The sequence below is a fragment of the Pseudoduganella sp. R-34 genome, assembly GCF_049904655.1.
Taxonomy (GTDB): Bacteria; Pseudomonadota; Gammaproteobacteria; order Burkholderiales; family Burkholderiaceae_D; genus Rugamonas.
This window is the reverse complement of the sequence record NZ_CP184573.1, coordinates 26,654-51,681: the sequence shown is the minus strand read 5'-3', so window position 1 is coordinate 51,681 and position 25,028 is coordinate 26,654. Positions and strand designations below refer to the sequence as shown.

The window sequence follows — 25,028 nt, the reverse complement described above, 5'->3', positions numbered from 1 at the left end:
CAACCTTGCCAATGCCCTGATGCCGAGGTCTTCGCGTCCCCTAGCCGCTCCCCATTCGGGGAACGTCCACCGCCAGCCGCCACCGTATACTCAGAAACTGTCCGACGTTGAGTACGACGATCCCCCGCTGTCGCCGCTGGTGGAGTACGACGGGCTGCTGTCGCTACTACTGCTGCTGCTCCAGCTGGAGGAAGAGGACGATGAGGATCGCTGACGGTCATCGTCATCGTTCGAAGAACTGCTGGATCGGGATGGGCTGCTACTATTCGTCCAGCTGCTGCTCGGCCAGGTCCTGGACGATTCGGAGAATCCGGAACCGAGGATCAGTGGTGCATCATCGACGATTTCCTGATGCGCCCTCACCTCTTTGGCCACTTCACTGCTGTTCATCGACCCGGCCATATAGCCAACGATCAAGCTCTCCAAATTCAGGCCCGAGCCATACTGGTAGCGACTGCCGGCGAACTTGCTCTGACGCATTTCGCGCTCCAAGACCTTGGCCTTGTCATAGTCGGCTTCGGCTGCAGCGCGCTGCTCTAGCTTCGCCGCATACTTGGCATCGTGCTTCGCGAGCCGGTCGCGCAGGTCAATGATCACCTCCACTAACGCATCGTCGTCGGAGCTGGCGGTCTGTCGGGCGCATTCGATGAGGGTGCTGACGTCATGCCCCTGCAGCTCCTGCACCAACATTGCCTGTGCCTTGCCGTAGCGCGCGTCGCGTCGCTCGGCATATTCCGCCAGCGTCGTATGGATGTCGTTCGCGCGCTTCTTGCCTTGAGTGACGGCCTCGCGCTGTTCAAACAACTCCCGCTCGATCGCCACGGCGCCGCAGGTTACCGCTACAGAGCGCACCTGGTCATTCAACCATGCTTGCTCGGCCTGAAGACGCTGGACGCCCTCCCCTGCCCTCTTCGCGGCTTCCGTGCGCATGGCCAGCAGCATCTGCTCGTTGCCTTGGTTCTGCCGGAAGTTGCACTGCCGCGCGATCCAGGCGTCCGCCAGGCGCAGGACGCCGGCGCCGGTGTAATCGGGCGTGCCGTACTGGCGTTCCTTCAGGTACGCATAGAGCCGATTTTGGGTGAATGCCGGCAGCTTACGAGCGCATTCGTCCTGCACCTCGGCCTGCAGGGATTTACGACGTTCTAGATCGGCGTTGTCGGCCTGGTACGCGTGTAGGCGCCGCATGTATTCGCCATCGGCAGCCAACATGGTTTCAGCGACCTTCTGGGCGGCCCCATATTGTTCGGCAAGGGAACTTGCCGCGGCCATGGCGGTAGAGATATCGCCTTCGACACGGCCGAGTTGGTCTCGCATGGACTGCTCTTCCGCGATGCGAAGTTCCAGTTGCCGGGCGACGTCGACACCAACCTGGGCACCCTCTTCCAACTGGATGCCAGCTAGCTCCTTCAACTTGGACGTGAGCTGCACTTCCAGCTTCAGCCGGATGGACGTCGCTTCGGCACACTCCTCTTCCAGTTGCCGGTATGGGCGTTCGTAATCCCTGGTGTTCGCTTGCAGCTTGGATAAAAGGTATTCGGATTTCAAGTTACCACTCCATTATCGTTTCGGGTTCGCTCGAGAAGGTGTTCGCATATTTGATCACCAACGCATTGGCCAACTTCTCCCCCATGCGCTTGTGCGAAACATGTCCGGTCTGCTTCTTTTCGGACTTCACCAGTTCATACTGCTCGTGCGATACGCGCACACCGAAATATGGGCGGTATTGCACCGACCCGCCCTTTTCACTGCTTCGAACGGGGACCGCGACGACATTACCGGCAGGATCCAACGCTTCCACGATCAGGTACCAGGACTTGCCGCCGCTAGCGTTATAGTTCCGCTCGACGCCAGATTTCATACCGGCGCGATCCACGACGTTGATCTGCAATGGAACCGTTGCATATTCAGCCAACTGTTCCAGCTCCTTCACGGTTTCACGAAGGGCGACGGCGTCCATCGCTTGCATCGCCCCCTGCCCTTTCGCCAGCAGCGCCAGGACCTTCTGGCGGTCATTCCCATCCATTCCGATGCGACCGAACTGCCGTTCCAACCTCTCTAGGTCCTGGCGTCCCGTCTGCAATTGGGGGATGGCTGCCGTGAGGTCGCTCAGCGCCCGAACATCTTTCTTGACCTGGTCAACCTTGCCCGGCGCCAGCGATAAGAATTCGGTCTTGACGATCGCAGCCTGCGTGTTCAGGTGGGAAGACATGGGGCCTGACCTTCGGAAATCATCCGTTCCGGCCAGGTTGTCAAACTGGCGCTTTGCGCCGAGTACCGCAGATGCGTCGGACAACAACCGGTCTGCCCTACCGAGCGAGACCTCGATGGTATCCAGTTCAGTACGTGCGCTCACCACACGGGCTTCAATCGCATCGCGGTTGTTCCGGTCGACTGGAACGAGAGGTTGCCCCACCCCTTTTAGCGCAGCTGCTGCCGTGGCGGCCTCGGCGTCCAGTGGATCAAGAATCGCGGTGGCGTTCACCCCGCCCAGGGCAGCGAGTTCTGTGCGGATGCGCCCCGCATTCGTCTGAATGCGTGTCAGCTCCGCGTCCAAGTGGCGCGTTTTGACATTGAAGTGCTCGATCCCGGCAGCGACGCGTTTATTCGCAAATGACTCATAGTCGTTGTACACGAACGCGCCGACACCACCGATCCCCGCCAACACAACGGAGCTGGTCAGCAGAGGTCGGAGCCAATTCCCGCGCGTGACGTAGACCGAGGCCAGCCAGTTTGCCAACCGGGGCGCTCGCGGCGCCTCGAATGTCAGCCGGCGGTCAAAGTACGTGCGCACACCGCTCTCAACGACATCAACTGGGACTTCGACCTGCTGAGAAACGTAGTAATCTGCGATGCGCTTAGCGACTTCCGTTCGACGCGCTGGGACGTCCAAGTGTTCGTCCACGGCCATTTGCGCGTGACGTATGTCGTCGACACACTGCATCGCGATCAACTGTTCTGTGAGCGTGACGTTACCCATGAGTGGCGCCTTTGTTGACCAGGGCGGCAAATCGCTGTTTGCCCTGCTCCGTCGCCGTTGCAATTTCCTGCGCAGCCAGGGTGGATTCTTGGCGCAGCTGCTCGATCAGGTTTTGCGAACTGGATTGGAACTCCACGACCGCGTCAGCCAGAGCGCGCACCGATTCCGCTCGTACAGTGCGGCCGTAACCTGCGCGCATGCCGGCTTCCAGTTGCTTCCCACCAGTCTTGGCCAGCGCCTCCAAGCCCTGGCTAATGCCATCGGTCATCGCATTCATGGCATTGGTTGACTCTGCCAGGCCGGACATCGATGTGAACGAAGCGGCCAGGCCAGTGAACACGACTTCATTCGTGTTGAAGAACGTGACCGAGCGCTGGTACAGGCGTTCCTTGACAGTATGGGTCTGCTGCAGCCTGGCAAACACCAGCTCCGCGCTGTTATATGAGGTCTTCAAATCGTCGGCCAGGTCCTTGACGATCTGATAGGCCTTGTCTTCAACCTGGACGGCTCGGACGGCTTCGTCCCGCGCGAGTTCCAGCCGTACACGCGTAGGCTCATCCAGCCCCTCCTTCTCCACTTCCATACTGGCCGCCGACAAGGCTGCCTTACGCTGATTCAATGCCTGAGTCGCGATGAGGAGTACGTCTTGTGCATCGACTTCCGCTGCCTTGAGCGCCAGGCGAAAATCTTGATACGCAGTCAGCACCGTCGACTCGCGCTGGATCTGGTCGTCGGCGGCCTTTGCCACCGCCAGATAGGCGCTCTTGATGGTGTCGAAACGATCTGGAATGGAGCCCCGGCGGAAGTTCATCCACGCCAGCTGGAGCTTCTCGCCCATGTCCAACTTGCCGTCTTCCATCCAACCGGCCATCTGCGCCGCGTCCTCGCGGATCGAGGTAAAGCCACCTGCGATGTCAGCATAACGCGCCGAGATATCCATTCCGCCAATCTGCTCCCGGACCGCTGCATTGAATGTCGAGGCGTACTGCAACGTCGCAGCAATCGACATCACGCGCGTTGCGTCGTATTGCTGCACCATGTCCAACAGCGGCAGCACGGGCGTAGGTTCGCGTTCTGCCAGGTTCAATCCAATCGAGCGCAACGCCTTGACGGCGCGGTCCAGATAATTCGTGACGTTCAACTCAAGCTCCTATCGTATGTTCAGTGGGGTCTTGCGGCCACTAGTGGCGATGTTCATCGTACTTCGCTAGAGCCTGGTCGCAAGTTAATCATTGCGCATTGGCAGCAGTATCCTCAGAGGGTCTTTTCGCCTCTTCCATCAAGCGATCCTGAACGGCCTGCATGTTCTTACTGACACCTGTGGAATAGGTAGGCCAGGGCACAAAGGGCTCTCCAATCGGGTGCCCCATAAACAGGTTATGAGGACAGCGGTAAGTGATTTCGCCCCCTTCCCTCTTTAACAGCACATATGGGTAGTCGCACTGGATGTCTGACTGTTTATAGATCACGTCGGCAGCGATACCTGCATTGAGGCGATCTTGCCAGAACAAATAATGATCGAAGCCGGTCCAGCCAAGATAGAGGCCGCAGACGCTGACGAGCAGCCAGGCGGTCGACCAGTTGGCACTCAATGCCTTCTCATCGACGCCACGGTATGTTCTCCACAAGTGGTGAACACCGACAAAACACATGCCTACACCGCCAACAGCCATCAGGATAGGCGACCAATTTGTGTCCCCGTCGCTCCAGGAGCGCGCAAGTATCGCGGACATAAAACCGGCGTCAATCAGCAAGAGGCACAGTACGCCAGCAACATCCACTGCATCTTGTCTTTGTTCGAGTGCCACCGCAGAGCGGATGCGCTTGAACAAAAACGCTATCGGAATAAAGGTCGCCACAATCAAGGCAAACAAAAAGGTCATAAGCATTCCAATGAAAAGTTCTATTTCAGGGCCTTGCCAAGCGCCCCCAACGAAGACTTCTCTTCATTGGGGGCGCTGAGCAAATGCCGATGCTACCGTTATTACAATGGCGAGCAATTAGTTGCTCGGACGTTACATTAGCCGATTTGTTAGATGGTTGAATATCTTCCATCCATATTGGTCGGCCAATAGGTTGGCTTGCTCGATTGCATGCTTAGGTTGCCCAAAGTCCCCCACACACTCGATCCCACCTTCGATTGCGCGAACGAATATTGAGAAGTACACCGGGTCACCGTTTTCAATATTGTGTGCTCCGTTGCCGTCGGGACTGATGCCATGAATCTCAATGGCATCAAAGAGTTTTCCGCCATCGAATATGACAGTATCGGGATAGAAGTCGAAAAGGTCCTGATAGTCGAGGCGGTGCGCTAAACACTGAAGCTCAGACCAGGCTTCCAACGCTTGATCTGATACAAGCTGGGGCTGATTTGTAGGCTGCGCGTGCTCTTGCTGTGTGGGGAGGATTCGCGCCAATGCGGCTGCAAGTTGCATTTGGATGCTCCTTAGAATGCGGAGCACTCCCTTGCGGAACTGCATCCGCAAGGTTGAGGGGATTTGAAACTAGTGCCAGAGACTGGTGGGTGAATTCAGGAGTCGCAACTATGCACTTAGGTAAAGTGCGTAGTCGGAAGCAAGAGGAATAGGTAGCCGGCTCGATAAAATTATCACCGGGATGCCGCGCAGCGACGGCTCGATTATAGCAGAGGTGTGCTCCCGCCAAAGCGTTTGCGTAGCACGGCGTCAGACGCACTTTCACCGGTGAAAGTGCACACCCGCCTTAAGCGATCAAACAACAACAATTATCGACTTCGGGCACAAAACCCTCGAATTGGATTGCCCCACGCCACTTTCACCGGTGAAAGTGGCGTCCACGAATTTGCAGGTGTGCGGGACAGGTGCAGCACTCCTGACATTCAGCGAACACTTAACGTCGGACGGATCTTACTTTCACCGGTGAAAGTACATCGGCTTAGCACGGGCGAACCAACAGCAAACGCCACTGGCGACGCGCCCTCGAAAACCTTGGCAACCCGTCGCAACTTTCACCGGTGAAAGTACGCCCCGCACCCTCGATTACCAGTAACGAATCAGGCAATGCCAATTATGGACCGCGGACTCAAAACCATTCGAGTTTGATTGCCCCGTTCCACTTTCACCGGTGAAAGTGGCTCTCACAAACCGCCTGGCGCGTGAGAGCTAAAGCATTCCTAAATGCATAGCAAAAGCTCTGTCTAGGACGCGTAGCACTTTCACCGGTGAAAGTCGTTTTAGGACTGTCTATGAAACGCGGTTGGGTAATCTCATATCCTGCTCATCAGCCTAATAGCAGAATCGGTCTCGAGAACTTTCACCGGTGAAAGCTGACCTCCTAAAGTGAGCGGTTCGCCACTCGTGGGGATGAGTGAGCGCAGCAATTATGGATCGCCCGCTTGCAAGTTCCACACGGCAGTAAGGATTCGGATCGCATGGGGCAGCTATTTCGAATTGAGACCTCTCCGATGTCCGCCGCGTCTGGGACTTACCTCTACAGGACTGGATTCATGACTCTCTCTCTACAAAAGGGCACGTACGTTTCAAAAGACTGAGTTGCGAATACGAGTGTTTGTGTGAGACTTCTCAACAAATATTTAATATAAATATTGATTCAATTTTAAACTGAGATTATGATTGCAAAAAATCTCGTCGTAGGTGACGTTTTCACCGGTGAAAGTTAGGAGAAACAATGGCCGCAAAGATCGTTGTAGTGTTTAACCAAAAAGGCGGTTGCGCCAAGACCATGACCTCGATGCAAATCGGGGGCACGTGGGGGTTGATGGGTAAGCGGGTGTTGATCGTCGATATGGACCCGCAAAACACTGCGAAGCTGTGGGAGCTTCAGGCTGATCCATCGACACCATTCCCGGCAGAGGTCGTTTCACTGGCCCCATTGGGCAGCCTATTCATGGACCGAATTCAGTCCTTGGTGGACAACTTCGATGTGATCATTATTGATTGCCCGCCAGCGATTGAATCGCAAGTACCATGGTCGGCGTTACTGATCGCGGACTTCGCAATCATTCCCGTCATTCCAGTAATGGACAACGTGTGGGCCTCAAAGCAAGCAGAACAGATGGTATTACAGGCGCGGGCAGATCGTGAGAAGAGCGGTTTGATCGATCCACTGAACGCAGCGTATCTTCTCAGCGTCGTCCGCAAGGGCAAAGTATTCGATGTTTGCCTCGACACGCTGGTGAAGGGTACGCAACTGCCTATTTTGAAATCGAAAGTGGGTATGCGGAATGCATATCCTGAAAGCCAATTGTTCGGATGCTCGGTAGGCGCGTTCGGTGCATCGGTTGCTACAACTGAAATCAACGCCGTCGCGCAGGAGCTCGCAAAGCAAATTGGGCTGACCCTGAATGTGAAAGGACAAGGTAAAAAATGACGATCAAGAAAAAAGACATGGCAAGCCGAGCCGCGGCTGCGGCAGCGGCCACACCTGCGCTAAGTGATCGCTTCGCCCATGCCCGTGCTCATGCCCCACACAACCCAGCGGCGGTTGATCGCGAGGTGGTCGCCCCTATACCGGTGATCCCGGAAGCGACCCCGCCGGCACAGGCGCATGTGTCTTTCACTGAAAAAACGGACGGTTCGCTGAAATTAGTGGATCTCGATCAGATCGTTGAGAATCCATTCAACGCACGCAGGGTCTACCTGCCGACTCGAATCGCAGAACTTGCGGCGAGTATCGGGACTCATGGTCAAGACATCCCTGGTATCGCAACCATCCGGAACGGAAAATACGTCCTGGCGGCAGGCCACTATCGCTTTAAGGCGCTCAGCCGCATCAACAAGCCAATGCTGTTGCTTATCAAGCCGGGGTTGACTGATCGCCAACTCTACGAGATCAGCTATCGAGAGAATCAAGAACGGGAAGATCAAACGACGCTGGACAATGCTCTGTCCTGGCGCGATCTGCTCGACAGGGGCATATATACGTCAGAAACCGATCTCGCCACGGCAACCAATATTTCGCTGCCATCGATCAATAAGACGATGGCTACTTTGAATCTGAAGGAGGAGGTGCTCTCGATCGTACGTGAACATCCTGCCGACTTTGGCATCAGCATCATTTACGAACTCGTGTTGCTGCAAGATGTTGCGGACATTGAAGTTGTCGTTGACGCTGCAAACGGTAGCCGCGAAGGCCGGCTTTCGCGGGACGGAATTACAGAGATCCGCAAAAAGCTTGAAGTTCCGAAGCCAGGTCGCAGGCCTAAGCAAACGTCTCGGATCTACAAAATTCAGCAGGAGGGAAGGGCGATCGGTTCGATGAAGACCTGGGATTCGGGCAAGGTATCACTCGAAGTGACTCTGTTGGATCCGAACGAACGACACGAGTTGATCACGGAGTTGCAAGCTCGATTCAAGCTCGCCGACTGATTCACAAGCGAGGAGCTGGGCCCCAGCTCCCGTCACCAGCTACTTCACTCACCAGGCAATATTCGCGAAGAGGGCAGGGGGCTATCTATTTGCCGCCGAAAAGGTTCAGGCTTGCGTCCCCTTCGGCCGCCTTCGATGCTTTATGAACCTGCAACGCGACAAACGAACCAAAGCTAATGGAGACAGCTTCGTTTTCAAGGTGATTCGGAAGATCGCCAATAGCCACGTCAATGCGCTTTGCGATCAGTTTTGAGGTCGGCAGCTTGCAGAACTCGAAAACAAGTCTCTCTTGGATGGATGGATCGAATGCTCGATATGCTTCCCAGCCAAGTGCCGATTCCTTCTTCTGTTTGGCAGTGAATTCCTTCTCGGCACTTTTCTCTCGGCGAACCTTTATCTGTTCGGTCATCGCCGAGAACTCGGTCTTCGCGGCCTGTTGTAGGCTTATCTGTTGATCGAGTGATCCAATCAGATATCCTTCCCGCAAAGCCTTCATGAAGTAGCCTCCGGCGCGAAGTCGCACTTTGCCAGCTGTGGCCTGGTGCCGCGTGTACTCGATCGCCTGTTGAATTCGTTCGTCGGTATAGGTCAACCGATTCTTGATGATCTCATCGAACTCGGATTGATTCAGAGCGAATTCATTTCGAAGGGTTTCATAAGTGTTTCGCAGGATGACAAGGGCGGTTTTTTGTTCATCAGAGTGTTGGCCGCCCTTCCATTTGAATCGGACACTGCCTACCTTCTTTGAGCCTGGGACGTTTTGCATGAGCATGGAAATGTCCAAGCCAGTTACATCACTAATTTCGGTGACAGCGACTTCAAGCACCTTGTTGCGGAAGTGCTTAAACAAATTGTAGGTCTGTTTCTTGTCGCACTCGAGCCAAACTCGTAGCGCATCGACCTCAAACCACGGGGTAATCCCGTCTTCCATATACGGTTGTAGACGGTCGTAGAGGATCTTTGAGTAAAGCGACTTAAAGTCGTACTTCAGGCTTAGGAAGTGAGTAGCCTCCGGATTTTTGATCGCCTTCTGAAGCCTTTCTGGTAGCTCGAAAATGAACTCTCCACCGGCGATGTAAGCCGGGCCCATGAGAGGGACGGCACCCCATGGAATTGAACTATCCTCTTGAACGTCTGGACCAGTCAGCTCGATTGCCGCCCGCTGGGACTCTCGTATGATTTTCTTTAGGTGACTACGGTTTTCACTTGTCGTGCCAAGGAGCCATTTGAAAAGGCCGAAGTCCACGCGATACTCCGACTTGATTGCCGGATCTGAAGCAACCAGGAAATAGGCAACGTCGACGAGGCGCCGGCCGGATAGACTCAGGTCGACAATTCGAACAAACGCGTTACTGCGGCGAAAGCCCAAAGCATTGGGTGCTTGAGTGACACTTTGTCCCTGAGGGGCGAGGGTGTCGTACAGTACCAGCGCTAGTTGTCGTGAGTCATCCAAGTCCGTTGCTCCTTGCGTTATGGCAGCATACTGCACGGAAAAGGTCAACGTGTCAAAACAACTTTGGTGACCTTAGAGATTCGATTTCGGAAGGTGCTCGGCGACGTTATCCCCAGTTGGAGAGGTCGAGTAAGTCTTCTTTTAAAAACTAAGCTAACTAACAAGCGGATCGAGATCCTATAAAATTCAATGAGTTAGCTAAGAAAGGTCTTAAATCTGCTTGGCAAGGTCACCGAATTTGTAGGGGAAAGTCAGCATTACGAATCTCAAGGTCACCAAAATTGTAGGCACGTTTGTGGCTGAGGGTGGCAAGGTCACAAAAAATGTATCTCAAGGTCACCGGAATTGTAAATTGCGGAGATCATTCGTTCCGTCCATCCTCTTGATCGATGAATTGCTGCAGAGCAGAACAATTTCGGTGACCTTGAACGCGCTGGAGTTCGGTTATCCACCGCTTGAGGGTGGGTAGTAGGTTGTTTTATATAACTAAACCTACTTACTAAGCGATACACCAAAACCTTTAAAATCAACACGTTACAGTTAGAAAGTCATAATTAGGTTGAGCAAGGTCACCGGAATTGTAGGACAAGGTCATTTCCAGGCCAGTAAAGGTCACCGTTTTTGTAGATCCTGGAATCCCGGCGAATACGTATGGTCACCAAGTGTGTAGGGCAAGGTCACTGAGTTTGTGAGGTTATTCACAGGCTGGATATGCTCAACAATTTGGCAAAGGTCACCAAATTTGTAGGCGAGTGTGGATTGAACTGTTGTCATGTCGTTCATTTTGCAGAAACTCTGGCGTCTGACGCTCTGTAAGGTCACCAAAATTGTAGGCAAGACCGTCGGCGGCTCCCTCATACACTACTTAATCATGCCGTTTCAGCGGGAAAGGTCACCGAAATTGTAGGCGATTGGCCCGGTGCTGGGCGCGCTAACAGTGTAAAGGTCACTGAAATTGTAGTCGGTTTGGTTCGACGACGAATGCTGTCGAGAATTCGAAACGACTCCTACAAATTTGGTGACTTTGCTTTGCAAGCGTAGAGAGAATGCAGCTCTGGGCGTGGGCCCAGCGTTTGCTAACCTCGTGACGCCCAAGCCAAACGTGCAGCAGATCGAGAATCAGGCCAACGAAAAGGTCACCAAAAATGTAGTGAAGGGGTGAGTACCTACTTAGCCAAAATGTTTCGGACTGGGGTTCGAGTAGTAAAGAGGTGAGTGCGGTGCCGAAGGCTATGCCAGGTGAGCAAGGGTGCTGCGGATGGCATCCAATGTTTGATGAGGCTCATTGGTGAGAACCTGCTTATAGGTTAAAGAAAGAATACGGGCCGCATCGTGGGCAGAAATCGGAACCAGGACGACACCGCGTCCTTTTTGGAAGAGCCGGGCAAGAAACGACTTGTTTGCCTGGCGCTCGAGGTGCAACGCCTTGTCATGCTTTACCCCGTGTCCTTCAAACTTGACGTCTTGTGCAGATCCTTCGAAGAAGGCAAGCAACTGGTAAAGCTCGCCAGGCATCAACTGCAGGATGATCTTGTTTTTCCAATCGTACGTACGTTGTCCGTTCGAGCCGAGAGCAATCGCGCCCTCGATGTTGATGGTGTGTTGACCGTCCTGTCGCGTCGTTCCTTCGGCAAAACATAAGGCCGCCGACTTCCCGAATACTTTGAATGAAAAGTAGGGCGGGGGGGCCGGCGTTGTCGCGCGTGATGACTGTGCTGCCTGCCAGGGAAGGGCTGGGAGGCCGAGCGACCGGAGATAAATCACCGACTCGTTCTTTTGGGACGAATTGAGCCGAAGGGCGTGAAGGGCCTTGAACAACATCAGTTGTTCGCGCCGCGCGATCGGCAGAAGAATATTGAGCGGCGCCTCCAGTCCAACGCTCTCAAGCGTCGACCTCACCGACGGCGACAGGCTTCGCACCACCAGCTCAAGCGCGAGCTTCTGTCCTGGCAGGTCGCTAAACAGGGCCAGGTCCTGGGCAAACTGTTGGAAGGCGCCGGCGTCGACCAGCGCCTGCACCTGGCCGCGATCCAGGCAGGGAAGGGCGGCGGCGGCCAGCACGCGATTGATGTCAGCGAGGTTCATTTTTCATGGCTTTCTGTTTGAGTCGGTACGCGTCCACCGACCGAGGCAGAGCCAGGCCAAGATACTCGACCAATTCGGCGACGGTGTCCTTGTCGTATTCTTCCACTGCGAACGTGTTGCGCAAGGTGCGGCCGCCCGATCGGATCACAGGCAGGTCCGCGCGCTCAAAGGTTTTTCGAACCTGGCGGTATACCGTGGTGCGGTCAATCGCGTCGCCGCGGAAATTCGCCGGGAAGACCAACGTTCCCAGGAGCGGCATGCGCCGACGCTCCTCGATCCATTCGAGCAGCTCGTCGACGGCGTCAGCGCGCACGAAAGCCTCATGCGCATAGCTCGAGTCGTGCTTGCCCTGGGGAGTGATGGCGAGGCGAAGTGATCCATCGAGTCCACGCTGCCGGCCGACCTCGGACATCTGCAGGCCAACGACCTCCGCTACCTTCAGGCCTGCGTTGAGCATCACCAGCTGCATGGCGCGATTGCGTCGGTCCTTCCAGGTGCCGGTGCGATCAGGCAAAGCGTCGACGAACCTCTGCTGCTCGGCCTCGGTCAAAGCATCCATCTCTCCGTCTTTGCCTAGCCGATGCCCGCCGGCCCTGTCATCGCGCAGCGCTATCTGGGCTGGGTTGGGATGGATGCCGATATGCTCGAAACATCGATCGATCAGGCGCACGTACCGGTGAGCGATACGGCTCTTGATTTCAAACTGGCCTTCGTCCCCACGCTTGTCGAGAAACGCATACAATGCCTGGCCGTCCAAGGTCGACATAGTGAGACCGCGGCTCTTCAACCAGGTCGCGAATTTTTGGAACATGAACGAATACACCGCGACGGATTGGTCGGAAAGGGGAGGGAGGTCAGCATCTTCTTTCCGCGGGCGTTTGCTGGTGGCCAGGAACTCTGGCGATCGGATGAACACCTCAAAAGCGGCAACAGGGTCGCTATCCCATTCAGCAATTTTCGACATCTTCGCTCCTCAAAAACACAGTTGCTATTATATCATTTTACAACAAACGACGAATATAGCCGGTTGACCCCAAGGGGAAACTCGACCGCCTCGGACTCCGGCCGGCCCGGGGGAGGGGGTCTCTCTGCTCTCTCTTTGCTCTTTATGTTCTTTTAGCTCTCTTAGCACCGCGCCGGCGGGGCGGCCAGGGTCATCGGTCGTCGAGTAGCCCGGGACGGGTGAGCTTGCCTATGTTGTCAATTCCTTCTATCGTGGTTTGTTGCAATATATAATTGTGGCAACCATCTTTGACCAGGCAAGTGCGTTATTTGCGGGAGGCGGGCCCAGTTTGGGTGAAGGCTCTCGCGTCCAGGGCGAGAGTGGCGACGAATTATTCGCAATATTTGCCATTGCTGAGGACAACGCTAGGAGCCGTATGGGTCGTCCAGGGCGACGCACAGAGCCGCATGCGAGCTACGACACACAGTTGATTTGAAAACGGGTTTTGGGAAGCGCCATCGGATTGGCGCACCGATATCACGCAACCAGTTGCGATAATATCGATGCCGCTAGACAACCCCAACCAGCTGGGGTACATTACGCCTGTCGAACCTTCGGCAATCCTACGCTTTCCACACTCGGCCTTTAACCAGCACACCTGGTTAGCGGCGCCGCCCGCAGCTCAGATTTCTCAACCCGCATCGCGGAAAAATCTGGAGCTCCTCATGAAAAACGCAAGCAACGCAATCCTGACCAAAGCAGCAACAGCTGCTCACACGGCAATCCTGAAGCAACCGAATGGCACGCAAAGTTATTCGCAGTATCCGGTCCACGCGGCCGAGTTCTGGGAAACCGTGTTCAAGGCGGCTCAAAACACGAAGTCAGCACAGCAAGTGCTGAATGAACTGGAAAACATCGAGGCCGAACCTTGCATCGAGAACGAGCGCGTGTTCCGCAACGTGCGCACGGCCCGCTCGATGGCAAAGATGGCTTTGCTGAACTAAAGTCAGTGCTTCGTCAGCGCTAGACTGGTGGTGACAAGACCCTGGGCCCCCAGAGTCTTGTCGGCCATCGCCATGCAGAGGTTCGCACCCTCGACCCACAGTTCCGCCTTAACGCGTGGATTCTGCTCCCTTATTGCGTCACTCACTACTGCGACCACTTGCTCGTCGCTCGCTGCCGGCATGCCATGCACACCACCCACTTGCTGCAGCCAGGCGGAGTATTCGTTCTCTGCCCAGTCGTTTTGATCCTTGCTACGCATTGATGCCTTTCAAGTTGAGAATAGGGCGATTGTAAGCACCGAAAGTCAGGCTGCAAGTTATTTCCTACCTGGATAGTCCTTCGCTGATCGAAGCACTATCCCTCTTTACGGGCCCCCATTTCTTCCGCCGCTCCGCGGCAAAAAAATGGAGGTGTTATGCCACCCGCAACTTTCCGAATACAGATCGACTCAAGGCAGTACGATCTGCCTGGAATTCACTCAACAAGCAGCATCGAACAACTCGCAAATCAGGACCAACAACAATACACTCCTCCCTGCTACAACGAACTTGCCTTCCGCCTGGCCAAACCCACGCCAGCCCCCCCTCCACTCCGCAAACCCCGACGGATCTACTCCAAACAGGATCAAATGGACCTGTGGCCATCTGGCCGTCCAGTCAATGGCGTGCCGGTGCGCTGGCCACACCCAAAGGACTTCCGCAAAGGCGTCTTTGTGCCCGAACCTGTTCCTGTGGCGCCAGAACCTGAATATGAGTTAGACGCCGAACCGGACGTCGACGAGGCTGTTGATGCCGGACCTTTTCCCGCTGTGGACCTGCAAAACGAAGATGAACTGGACCTCAAGTTGGCCAAGTTGATGTTCAACCGCTTCGTCTACGACATTGGCTACAAGGGATTCGCCGGCGTCACACTTCCAACGAAGGTGCAGTTGTTCCGGAAAGCAGTCCCAGAGCAGCGGCGCAAGGTGATGCGCACGCTGGACATGGTCAACGCCATCATCTGGATGTACTCTCTGCACCCGCAGGAAGTTCAGATCAGCAGCGAATGGGTTTGCGACATGATGGAAATCGACATCCACGTCGTCCGCAGTATCGTCGCTCGGAACTGTCGCGACATGATCAAGAAGACCATACAGCTCCTGTTCCAGGACAACAAGGCTTCCGGCCAGGTGTACTTAGATAAAGTCTCGGATTTCGTCAACGTCACCGGCTGGTCTTTCGACTAGCCTTCTAAAGAGCCCCACACTTTCGAGTGTGGGCCCTTTCCTTCCTGACCCTTCACGTTCTGTCCTGCCGCCGCAGCACAGAGCTTGGCTCCTCCATTTCATACGCCGCACCGCGGCAAAGGAGTGAACCACCATGAAAATCATGCACGCATCAGACCTCCACTATTCACCAACCAACCTGGTCGAAGCAGACCGTTGCTTCGGCTTTGCTGTAGAAGAGGGCATCAGGCGCAACGTTGAAGCAGCAATTATCTCTGGCGACAGCACGGATCATCGTCTGGAAGCCCATTCACCGGCATTTCTGGCCTTGGCCAAGAGGCTGAAGCAGCTGGCAGACCATTGCCCGGTCCTCCTGATCCAAGGGACGTTTTTCCATGAGCCGGCCGGCATGCTGCACATCTTGGGCATGATCGGCGCCAAGCACCCGATCGTCGTTTCGGACCGCATCGAGATGATCGGCCTGCAGCATGGGCAATGGGGTACTTTCGATCCGCACAACACGGGATACGACCTGGTCGTCACCTGCGTCCCCACGGTGAACAAGGCCGACCTGGCGCTGCAAGTTGGCGCGGAGAATGCCAATGAGGCGATGGGAGAACATCTCGCTGTTTTGTTGGCGTCGTTCGGCCCCGCCAATGATCGCCTGCGCGCCCAGGGCGTGCCGACGGTACTTGTCACGCACGGTACGATTGACGGCTCAATGACTGAAGCAGGGGTGCCGATGGTTGGCCAAGACCATGAGTTCACCGCCGGCTCTCTGTTTTCAGCTGGCACGTCGGCCGTCATGCTTGGCCACATCCACAAGCACCAGGCGTGGGAACGCAATCACCATAACGTGGAGCAGCGGGCTGCCTATCCGGGGTCCGTTGGGCGTTTTCACTATGGCGAAATTGGGGAAAAGTACTTCCTGCTCTGGGATGTTGAAGCTTCGACCGCATCCATCGAACCAATCGCAACTCCGTCCCGACGGATGATCGATATTGCGTTTGACGGAGCCCCAGATCTCGCGCAGCTGGCGGAAGTCATCGAGCAATGCGAAGGCGCCTACGTGCGGGTGCGCTACTCGGTCGACGAGGAGTATGCCAAGACCGTTGATCGTAACGGTATCAAGGACCTTCTCCAGCGTGCAGCAGAGCTGAAGATCGAGGGCAATGTCCTGCCTATTCAACGACAACGTTGCGCCGGCATATCGGCATTGCCGGCCTTGGAAGAGCGTTTCGTGAAATGGGCAGAGCATACGCAGACTCCGATCGAGGGTCTCCTCGATCGCTTGGCCACTTTGCGCTCACAAGATCCCGTCGACATCGTGACGGCATTCCGTAGGCGCCTCGGTGCATTGACGGCACAGGCGAAGGATCAATCGTTGCCAACGGCGCCGAAACAAAGCCTGGCCAGTATGGCCATTTGACCAACCACGCCCTATGCCATCCGGTATAGGGCAATTCTTTACAAGGAAACTTATGAAAGTCGTTCAGATCACCATCGTATCCGTACTGTTTGCCCTGGCCGCCGGCCAGGCTGCAGCAGCTGCACCGACCACGTGCCCTAACTTTGAAGTAGGCTTTTCGCCAGAAGGCAGTGCTGAGGCATTGGTGCTGAAAACGATCAGGAGCGCAAGGCAGGATATCAAAATCCTGGCTTATAGCTTCACCGCCAAAGAGGTTGTGAAAGAACTGATCGATGCGCGGCGCCGCAACGTCAACGTCGCCATCGTCGCCGATGCGAGCAACCTTTCTAGTCGATATAGCGTGGCAGCGCTGTCGGCCCTGTCGTCGGCAGGCGCCTCTGTTCGCACGATCGACAAGTTCGCCATCCACCACGACAAAGCAATTTTGGTAGACGGGCAACACGTCGAGTTCGGTTCGTACAACTTCAGTGCGGCCGCAGCCACTAAAAACTCCGAAAATGCCAATGTCTGCTGGCACTCGCCTTCGGTCGCCGCAAAGTATCTCGAACACTGGCAGTCGCGTTGGAACTTGGGCACTACCTTCCAACCGCGCTACTAAACAACTCACGCGCTCTTCGACACAACAGGTCAAGAGCGCGTGAAGCTTCTTGGCGGGTCCACATAAGTCCGGTATCATCGGACTGTCGATCTCTCGGCAAATCCCACCTCTCGCTTTCTCATGCACTGGCATCAGAAAGCCGACCAATCGGCTACTCCATTCAATCACCGCGATGCGGAATGGAGTTCATATGAAACCAATCAAGATTACGCTGACAGGTTTTGTTGGCATAAAAAAAGGACTCGGTCGTGACACGTTCACGTTCGACTTCAGCTCAATCCCCGACGAGCACCAGCTGGTGGCCATCGTCGGTATCAACGGGAAGGGGAAGACCACGATCCTGGACAACATGCACCCGTACCGACTCATGCCATCTCGGTCGACCACGCTAGGCCCAGGCGGGTTCTCGTACTGGGACCACCTGTGCTCACCCAATGCAGAGAAGATCCTCGATTGGGAGCACGCCGGCGCGCACTACCGTTCGGAGTTCAGCTTTAAACTCCGCGGCACCACAAAGAAGGCGGACTACTACCTGTTCCAGAAGCAAAACGGGAACGGTGAATGGGAGCCTGTCCAGACCGTCGAAGGAACTTTGTCAGATGGCAAGGCAGACACTTATGATCGCTGTTTGGATGCGATTCTCGGTGTCCCGGAGCGCTTCTTTACATCACAGTTTTCTGCGCAGCGTCGTCGGGCTCTAGTCGAGTACGGCACATCTGAAATCAAGGCGCTGTTGGCCTCGATCCTCAACCTGGGGCAGTATAGGACTTTGGCCGCCAACGCGAACAAGGTGGGGAAATTGTTTCAGTCGGAACTTGAAGGGCTGCAAGAGCAGTTAGCCCTTGGGCGCCTTGCAAAGGAGTCCATCACTTCCGCCAAGGAGTCGATGACTGCGCTTGAGGTTCAAGCACAGCAAGAACGGGCGCGTCGGATCGCTATCGAACAGGATCTGCATGCTGCCAATTTGGTCAAAGCCACGTTAGATGCTCGGAACGAATCGCTCGTCAAGGAAGTCGAAGAGCGCACATTTCTTCAGCGCCAGATGGAGCAGGCTTCGGCAGACCATCGCCGTTTCGTCGCGAAACATCAGCAGCTGCTCAACGAAACGACCTGCTCGCATCAAGCCGAACTAGTTCGGTTGGATGATGAGTCGAAACGTATCAACCGCCGGCTCGAGCAGTTGGCCCAGGAGCGCGATCGAGCAGCCACCATGGTCGACGACGAATCGACAGTTTTACGTGCGATAGCTGCTCTGCCAGAGCAGCGCGTCGCACTCAGCGCAATCGAGTCGCAAATCGCGGCAAGTCACGCACAAGTGGCAGCCATGCGCCCGGTTCACAATGAACTGCGGCAATTGGTAACCCACCGCGCGACGCTTCAAACCAGTGGCCAAGCCAAGGCAATTACCATCAAGTCGCTGCAGGAGACACACTCCTTGGTGAATGCGGTTCCTTGCCACGGGTCAGAAATGCAGCGATCCTGTCCCTTACTCGAGCACGCCAGGCGGGCAGGAGCGCAACTGGTAACCGAAGAGTTGGAGATCTCTGAACTCCGCAAGGGTTACGGGTCCTTGAACCAGCAGGTTCAGGCACTGGAGCAGCAACTTGCTTCGGCAGGCAACGTAGAGAAAGTGATCGAACAGCTTACAATTCAGCGCAAAACGCTGGCTGAAGGCATCGAGAAGCTCGCTCTCACTGCCTCCAGGCAGGAGCTGATCGTACAAGCAAAAGCACGCATTCCAGAAATCGGAAAGGAGCTTGAACAGTTGCAGCTTCGCTTGCGCGAAATTGAAGAACGCCGTCAGCATTTGAAACACGAAACGGCCAATGCAAAGACTCAAGCGGACGAAGTCTTACGTGTCACCGAGGTTGAGTACTGCTCCCGAAGCCAGACTTTGCAGGATCGCCTTAACAAGCTTTCTCATGGCATTTCCGAAGGCGAGTTCAAGGCGGCAGTTGAAGCCATCAACAGTGCATCGAAACAGCTTGAGAACTGCGAAAAGCAAATGGCGGCAATCGGGTCAACCAAAGTGACGTTGCTCGCCAAGATCGAGGTCCATACCGACACCTTGATGCGAACAAGAGAAATCGAAATGATGGCCAATCTGCTGTCTGACGAAATCGCCAAGTTCAAGCTGCTGGAAAAGGGCCTGGGCAACGATGGACTCATTGCCTTGTCGATCGATGACGCCGGCCCGGAGATCTCAAGTCTTTGCAACGATCTGCTGCAGTCGGACTTCGATAACCGATTCACAGTCCGACTGGACACTCAACGTGAAACCCTCGCCGGCGACACGCGTGAAACGTTCGCAATCAAAGTATTCGATAGTCGCGGTGGCGAACCAACGTCCCTCGACGACATGTCTGGTGGTGAACAGGTTTGGGTCAACGAATGCTTGACGAGAGCGATTGCGCTGCATGTCAGTCAGTCCAATGGTATGCAGTATCACACCTTGTTCACGGACGAAGCTGACGGTGCGCTCGATCCAGAGCGAAAGCGGCAATTCATGCAAATGAAAAGAGCGGTCCTCGGGAAAGGAGGCTACGGCCGGGAGTACTTCATCTCACAAACACCGGAGCTTTGGGAGTTTGCGGATCACGTAATCGATGTTGGCAAACTCTGACCTTTCGACAATTCACTACCTGGCGCGCGAGCGTCGGGTAGTGAAGCCTTTTCCATAATCCCCGCGCCGCGTCCTGCAATTGATCGGCAGCCCCATGATCTATTTGTACCGGCTTCACAAACAGATTGACTTCCGCTATGATCGGGGTGTCGGTACACCGGCATCTACAATCCCCGCCTTACTCCCTTAGCTTCCCGATAACGAATTCGGAAAGCTTGGCCCAAGCTCTTGATTCCTCCTTGCCGTTCCGCGGCAAATCATTCTCATCCTCTTCTGCAGGGTTCACCGTGTTCGACGCTCTCAGCGCCGAGCGATTTGACCACCTGCAGTTCATCACCCGAAAGGAATCAGCATGGCTTCAGTCAACAAAGTAATCATCGTAGGGAATTTGGGCCGCGATCCCGAGGTCCGCTATATGCCAAGCGGCGACGCCATCGCCAACATTGCAGTGGCCACCAGCTACCGTTCGAAGGATCGCAACACCGGCGAGCAGAAGGAGCTCACCGAGTGGCATCGGATCTCGTTCTTCGGCCGCCTGGCTGAGATCGTAAGCCAATACCTGAAGAAAGGATCTTCGGTCTACGTGGAAGGGCGCCTGCAAACTCGAAAATATACGGACAAGGACGGCATCGAGAAATACGCCACTGATATCATTGCGGAGAACTTGCAAATGCTTGGCGGGCGCGGCAACGAAGGCGGTGCCAATGACGCCGGCGAAGACGCAGGTTATGACACGCCACAAGCTCGTCCTGCGCCACGACCTGCATCAGCTCCACGTCCAGCAGCGCAACCAACTCCACCAGCACGATCGCAAGGAGGCGGTGCTGGTGGGCCTCCGCCGAACCCAGGACCTCGTCCATCGCAGCAATACGCCGGCATGGATGACGATTTCGACATCCCTTTTTAGGGCCGGCGCAGATTCTCTCAACTACTACAACGAGTACTAATCAATCCAAATGCTGCCCGCCTGGGCAGCACAAGGATTCACACCGGTTTCCTTGAGCAGAGCTCAAGAAAGCCTCATACCGAGCGCTTTGCCCATTTCTAACGCCGACTTTCGGCAAGGAGGCAAAAATGCTTGATTTCTCTAAAATTGAATGGCCCAAGGCGCTCGTTGCTCTGGGCGTTCCCGAAGATTTTCTGCGCAAGAAGGCTGGACCGTGCCCGATTTGTGGGGGCAAAGACCGCTTCAGATTCGATGAAAAACAAGGGGCAGGTACCTGGTATTGCCAGCATTGTGGCCCAGGTAACGGCTATTCATTAATTCAAAAGGTAACCGGTAAATCGAGCTTCACAGTGTTGCGAGAGCTGGAAGAATTCGATCCCACTGCCGTAATCAAGGAACCTATCGTCGGCAGGCCCATTCAATTGGCCGACGTCGAACTGACCGAAGAGGAGATAGCGAAGAACAAGCCAAAGTTGGACTGGGCTTGGTCGACAGCAAGAGCTCGAACGGGCCAGGATCCAGTGACCAGGTACCTTGGGAACCGCGTTCCAAAATTCGACAGCCAACACCTGAGCAATTCGATCCGCGTTCACCCTGGGATGAAGTATTACGAGTTCGTGGACGATAAGGCGGTTTGCAAAGGCAAGTTTTGGGTCATGCTGGCTCGGATCGTTGATGGTAAAGGGACCCCGGTCAATCTGCACCGGACGTTTCTCACCAAGGACGGATTCAAAGCACCAGTGGATATGCCAAAGAAGATGATGGGAGGAGTGCGCAAACTTCGCGGTGCAGCCATTCGACTGAACGCAGTGCCCGAATCCCGAGTGCTGGCGGCTGTCGAGGGAATCGAAACCGGCGTAGCAGTTCTCACCGGTTACCAAAACCGCGTGAACGTATGGTCTTTCGTCAACGCAGGAAACCTGGCGATCGCTGATGTCCCACGCGACCGATTCGACAAAGTCATCATTTTTGCCGATCACGATCGTGTTGTTCAAACGAAGGTGAAGTACGAATGCCAATGCTGCAAGGACGGACACCGTCCGGGTAAACATCACGCAATGATGGCCAAGGCAAAGCTTGAAGCCGAAGGCTTTGAGGTTGAAGTTAGATTCCCTGAAATTGAGGGACAGGACTACGCTGACGTATGGAACGAGATTTGTAAGAGAGTGGCGGAGACGCTCACCTCGATTGCAAAGCGTCCTGCGCCAACGCTTCAGGCTCGCGGACTGGCTCACGCATGACCAACAAAGCAAACATCGACGCCCCAGTTACATTGGGGTGTCGATATCTTTTCAACCGATCGGTTGCCTTATCGACGCATTCGTGTATGATTACACCGTCGATCTTCGGCACATTCCCCACCTTCTAGTTTTCCATGCACGCCCCGGAAAGCTAATCAGCTACTCCTTTCTTCCAGCCGCATCGCGGTAAAACTAAGGAGTCATCTCATGAAATCCGTTGTGCTTCCACGCAGCGTTTTCGATGCAACCAACGCGGCTATCGGCGTTATCTGCAGTTTGACGTTTTCGCTGACAGCGTGCATCTTCGCGTCTCTATTGAGCGACTATGCCGACCGACCGTCCATCAACTGGATAATGCTGTGTACGGTCTTCAGTATGTCCGTTGGCCCGCTACTCGGATTCACGTATCTTCGGCCGGCTGCGCAATCACTCTTCCTGGGTTTGAGCATGGCGACATGCGTGCTAAGCCTGACGAAGATCTTTATCATCCTGTAATACCGGCCCCTCCGAACAGGATGGGGCTCTCCACTCCTCATTGCTTACCAACGTCCACGCTGGTAAGCCTTCACGGCAACTCCTTTTTTTCAACGTCGCTTTCGCGGCAAAAATCAGGAGCCTCAAAATGGAAATGCAAGACTTTCTCGCAATGGTCAACGACTACGATCTGAGCCCCTTCGACGGCGCTTACTTCGAAGTGAACGGTGAAGTCACCGGTACGTTCGCCGACGACCAACCAGCCCCAGCAACCATGCACTAAGAACCGTTCGGCCCGCAGTCAATCCGAAACTTACCAGGCGACTAAAGCGCCTGGTTATCCAACACTTTGTGCATTCGCGCAGGAGATCAAAAAATGAAGAAGTCCATCGCAACCGTGTTCGCAGCAATCATGATGATGATGTCCACCGCAGCTATGGCTGACATCGCAACTATCACCAAAGTTAACCCTGTCCAGGGCGAACAAATCCAGCAACAACAGGTCTGCAGCCCAACCGGCTTTGTTGGCCAAGTTGAACAGGACCGTAGCACTGCCGGCTCGATCCTCGGCGGCATCACTGGTGCTGTTGTCGGTAGCCATGCAGGCAACGGTAACGGTCGTCTGGCCGCAACCGCTGTAGGCGCCATCATCGGCGCCGTTGCCGGCGACCGCATCGACAATCGCCAGCCAAACATCGCTTCTGTCCAACAACAAAGCTGCCGTCTGGTGTCCACCATTGTGCCGCGCACAGTCGGTTACTTGGTGACCTACGAATTCGGCGGTCGTAAATACCAAAGCATGCTGCCATACGATCCCAGCGAAGGTGGCAACACCGAGCTGCGCGTGACGGTATCGGTTTCGGTAAATCCACGCTGATCCACCGGTCATTGCCGGCGGATCACCTAACGACGACCAGTCGCATCCCGAAAGGGTGCGCTGGTCGTTCGTTGTCCCCGCTTACCCATTGGCGCAATCGGTAAGCTCTGCGCTCCTCTCATTTTTCATCGCCGGCACCCGGCACGAACCAGGAGAGATCATGAACGCAAACAATCAGCCCCACCAATCTGGAATGACCAAGTTCGGCGCATTCCTCATCACGCTGCCATATCTCGCCCTCGCACAGGGAGGGAATTTGGCGCAGTCCTTTCTCAATCGACCTAAGGAACCGCAGGTCAAGCCGAACGCTACGCCAAAAGCAGCTCCGCTGCCTGCGGCGCCTGAACCGAAGGTGATTCACAATCAACGTTTCGAAGCCGCGAATCGCGTCCATAGCGAATCTATTCGAGGAAATAAGGTTTGCTTCTACGAGTACCGAACCGCCGGTCAGATCAAGGCAACTACTCGTGTGAACGGCTTCCTCAAAGAAGTCATTTTCACTCGCGAGGATGCGAACAGCATGTCACTTCCCTTTGTCATCGAGAGTGCTGTTGTATGGATTCATCGACATGGCTTTGAAAAGAAGTCAGTCGCTGAGCAAATCAAGCCCATCACAACTGCGGCAGCACCAAAGTCGACCGTCCCGCAACCTCGGCACACACAGCCGGCAGTGAACGTGTCTCGCACTCAACCCTCCGTGCAGGCGACAAAAGCACCGTCGCGGCAACCGTATGAAGGAGAGATCGTAGGGTTTGGCACAACTACGCGACCTGGGCGCAAGGGCGAGCCTGACTTTGAAACGTACTTCATGACAGTCCGGCACTCGCGTATCGGTGACCGCGAATTCATCGGCGAGCAGCTCGCAGAACTCGTTGACACGCACCAACTCCAGATCGGCCAAGCAATTCGCCTCCATCAGCTTGGCAAGCGGCATTTTCAGGTGATGGTGAATGGCAAACCACAAGACCGGACTCGCAACGAGTACAAAGTCGACATTCTGTAAGACTCCGCACGCCCGTTAGGGCGTGCTTCCCGATCTCCCATCCCAAATGGACGATCCGAACGCCAAATTTCCGTAAGTCGCTTTCGCGGCAACAGTTCTGCACACACTCATCAATCCGGCCATCTGGCCAACAACAACCAGGAGCATTCATCATGAAGAAGAACCAAAACAGCGACCTCTTTACTTTTGTTGCAGGCCTGCTGATTGCAGCGATCCTGGTGACTGGGGGACTTCTGCTGACTAAAGTGCTGTGGCCAATGCTCAAATGGGTGGCCAAGAAAGCATGGGACAAACTGCGTGGTAAAGGAAAGACCGTGCAGGAAGTAGACAACGAAACAGAGCCCGAGTTTGAATCTCTCTTCCAAGGGAACGGCCTTCCGACACCAGATATCTTCAAGGGCAGTCCGAACCTTGCACGTGCACGCGACCTTACCTTCTAAATGAGCGCTACATAAACTGCTCGAACAAAAAACGAAGCGCCCAGCCGGTTAACCGGCCTGGGCGCTTTTTTCATTTCTATGACCACTACGCAAGAAGGCGAACGATTTGCACAACATCAGGACTTGCTAGCGCTGGACAACATAGTTCGACAAAACCAGCGGTGTGGCCAATGGAACGCCTTTGCAGGTTGCCTTACCTGTAGTAGCTCAAACTTGATCTGACAGACGCTGCCAGATCAGCTGCGGTGCGGATTGGCCCGCATCCATATGCGGGACCTTACCTGGCCTTGCGCAATATCGAAAAAGATTGGAAGATGCCACACCACAGCGGACCTGGAAGATGGCCGCCAATCAGTTTGCCATC

The 25,028-nt window shown here is 55.1% G+C and carries 22 protein-coding genes; 13 read left to right on the top strand and 9 right to left on the bottom strand.

The features are described from left to right. Positions 1 to 90: 90 nt before the first annotated feature. The 5 genes from ACN9MW_RS31350 to ACN9MW_RS31330 all read right to left on the bottom strand — a co-directional run bounded on the left by ACN9MW_RS31350 (position 91) and on the right by ACN9MW_RS31330 (position 5,412). A complete protein-coding gene (locus ACN9MW_RS31350; protein ID WP_426172582.1) occupies positions 91 to 1,545 on the bottom strand; it encodes a hypothetical protein in 1,455 nt (484 codons plus the stop codon). A 1-nt stretch (position 1,546) separates the two neighbouring features. Next, positions 1,547 to 2,977, bottom strand: coding sequence for a DUF6384 family protein (locus ACN9MW_RS31345; protein WP_426172581.1), 1,431 nt, complete (start codon positions 2,975 to 2,977; stop codon positions 1,547 to 1,549). Further along, positions 2,970 to 4,118: a merozoite surface protein 3b gene (locus ACN9MW_RS31340; protein WP_426172580.1), complete on the bottom strand. Its 1,149-nt coding sequence runs from the start codon at positions 4,116 to 4,118 to the stop codon at positions 2,970 to 2,972. Before ACN9MW_RS31340 ends, ACN9MW_RS31345 begins: the two co-directional genes overlap by 8 nt. Positions 4,119 to 4,206: 88 nt before the next feature. Continuing rightward, positions 4,207 to 4,860, bottom strand: coding sequence for a hypothetical protein (locus ACN9MW_RS31335; protein WP_426172579.1), 654 nt, complete (start codon positions 4,858 to 4,860; stop codon positions 4,207 to 4,209). 132 nt (positions 4,861 to 4,992) lie between these two features. After that, positions 4,993 to 5,412: a hypothetical protein gene (locus ACN9MW_RS31330; protein ID WP_426172578.1), complete on the bottom strand. Its 420-nt coding sequence runs from the start codon at positions 5,410 to 5,412 to the stop codon at positions 4,993 to 4,995. Positions 5,413 to 6,643: 1,231 nt separating this feature from the next. Between ACN9MW_RS31330 and ACN9MW_RS31325 the strand changes: the two genes are divergently transcribed. Continuing rightward, positions 6,644 to 7,345, top strand: a complete 702-nt coding sequence (locus ACN9MW_RS31325; protein ID WP_426172577.1) for an AAA family ATPase — start codon at positions 6,644 to 6,646, stop codon at positions 7,343 to 7,345. Then, positions 7,342 to 8,343 (top strand): ParB/RepB/Spo0J family partition protein, encoded by a 1,002-nt coding sequence (locus ACN9MW_RS31320; RefSeq protein WP_426172576.1) that lies wholly within the window; start codon positions 7,342 to 7,344, stop codon positions 8,341 to 8,343. The genes ACN9MW_RS31325 and ACN9MW_RS31320 overlap by 4 nt, the downstream gene beginning before the upstream one ends. 85 nt (positions 8,344 to 8,428) lie before the next feature. Here ACN9MW_RS31320 and ACN9MW_RS31315 read toward each other — a convergent pair whose 3' ends face one another. From ACN9MW_RS31315 to ACN9MW_RS31305, 3 genes are all read right to left on the bottom strand, one after another. Next, complete coding sequence (locus tag ACN9MW_RS31315; protein WP_426172575.1) at positions 8,429 to 9,796, bottom strand: replication initiation protein; 1,368 nt, start codon at positions 9,794 to 9,796, stop codon at positions 8,429 to 8,431. Between the two features lie 1,230 nt (positions 9,797 to 11,026). Further along, positions 11,027 to 11,881, bottom strand: coding sequence for a hypothetical protein (locus tag ACN9MW_RS31310; protein ID WP_426172574.1), 855 nt, complete (start codon positions 11,879 to 11,881; stop codon positions 11,027 to 11,029). After that, on the bottom strand, positions 11,868 to 12,845 hold the full coding sequence (locus ACN9MW_RS31305; RefSeq protein WP_426172572.1) for a tyrosine-type recombinase/integrase: 978 nt from the start codon (positions 12,843 to 12,845) through the stop codon (positions 11,868 to 11,870). The genes ACN9MW_RS31310 and ACN9MW_RS31305 overlap by 14 nt, the downstream gene beginning before the upstream one ends. 542 nt (positions 12,846 to 13,387) lie before the next feature. Here ACN9MW_RS31305 and ACN9MW_RS31300 point away from each other — a divergent pair. Beyond that, positions 13,388 to 13,828, top strand: coding sequence for a hypothetical protein (locus ACN9MW_RS31300; RefSeq protein WP_426172570.1), 441 nt, complete (start codon positions 13,388 to 13,390; stop codon positions 13,826 to 13,828). Between the two features lie 2 nt (positions 13,829 to 13,830). On the opposite strand, the gene ACN9MW_RS31295 is transcribed toward ACN9MW_RS31300, so the two are convergent. Continuing rightward, positions 13,831 to 14,088 carry a hypothetical protein gene (locus ACN9MW_RS31295; protein ID WP_426172569.1) on the bottom strand — a complete coding sequence of 86 codons (258 nt, stop codon included), beginning with the start codon at positions 14,086 to 14,088 and terminating at the stop codon, positions 13,831 to 13,833. Between the two features lie 156 nt (positions 14,089 to 14,244). Here ACN9MW_RS31295 and ACN9MW_RS31290 point away from each other — a divergent pair, with 156 nt between their 5' ends. The 10 genes from ACN9MW_RS31290 to ACN9MW_RS31245 all read left to right on the top strand — a co-directional run bounded on the left by ACN9MW_RS31290 (position 14,245) and on the right by ACN9MW_RS31245 (position 24,664). After that, positions 14,245 to 15,054 (top strand): hypothetical protein, encoded by an 810-nt coding sequence (locus tag ACN9MW_RS31290; RefSeq protein WP_426172568.1) that lies wholly within the window; start codon positions 14,245 to 14,247, stop codon positions 15,052 to 15,054. Positions 15,055 to 15,187: 133 nt separating this feature from the next. Further along, entirely contained in the window at positions 15,188 to 16,462 is a 1,275-nt protein-coding gene (locus tag ACN9MW_RS31285) for a metallophosphoesterase family protein (protein WP_426172566.1), read from the top strand. A gap of 52 nt (positions 16,463 to 16,514) precedes the next feature. Next, positions 16,515 to 17,060: a phospholipase D family protein gene (locus tag ACN9MW_RS31280; protein WP_426172565.1), complete on the top strand. Its 546-nt coding sequence runs from the start codon at positions 16,515 to 16,517 to the stop codon at positions 17,058 to 17,060. A 190-nt stretch (positions 17,061 to 17,250) separates the two neighbouring features. Beyond that, entirely contained in the window at positions 17,251 to 19,683 is a 2,433-nt protein-coding gene (locus tag ACN9MW_RS31275; protein ID WP_426172564.1) for a hypothetical protein, read from the top strand. A gap of 352 nt (positions 19,684 to 20,035) precedes the next feature. Then, positions 20,036 to 20,590 (top strand): single-stranded DNA-binding protein, encoded by a 555-nt coding sequence (gene ssb, locus ACN9MW_RS31270; protein ID WP_426172563.1) that lies wholly within the window; start codon positions 20,036 to 20,038, stop codon positions 20,588 to 20,590. A 167-nt stretch (positions 20,591 to 20,757) separates the two neighbouring features. After that, positions 20,758 to 21,870, top strand: coding sequence for a DUF7146 domain-containing protein (locus ACN9MW_RS31265; RefSeq protein ID WP_426172561.1), 1,113 nt, complete (start codon positions 20,758 to 20,760; stop codon positions 21,868 to 21,870). Positions 21,871 to 22,498: 628 nt separating this feature from the next. Continuing rightward, positions 22,499 to 22,627 carry a hypothetical protein gene (locus ACN9MW_RS31260; RefSeq protein ID WP_426172560.1) on the top strand — a complete coding sequence of 43 codons (129 nt, stop codon included), beginning with the start codon at positions 22,499 to 22,501 and terminating at the stop codon, positions 22,625 to 22,627. 93 nt (positions 22,628 to 22,720) lie between these two features. Then, complete coding sequence (locus tag ACN9MW_RS31255) at positions 22,721 to 23,221, top strand: glycine zipper 2TM domain-containing protein (RefSeq protein WP_426172558.1); 501 nt, start codon at positions 22,721 to 22,723, stop codon at positions 23,219 to 23,221. A 160-nt stretch (positions 23,222 to 23,381) separates the two neighbouring features. After that, entirely contained in the window at positions 23,382 to 24,224 is an 843-nt protein-coding gene (locus ACN9MW_RS31250; RefSeq protein WP_426172556.1) for a hypothetical protein, read from the top strand. Between the two features lie 152 nt (positions 24,225 to 24,376). After that, positions 24,377 to 24,664, top strand: a complete 288-nt coding sequence (locus ACN9MW_RS31245) for a hypothetical protein (RefSeq protein ID WP_426172555.1) — start codon at positions 24,377 to 24,379, stop codon at positions 24,662 to 24,664. The last annotated feature ends 364 nt before the right edge of the window (positions 24,665 to 25,028 follow it).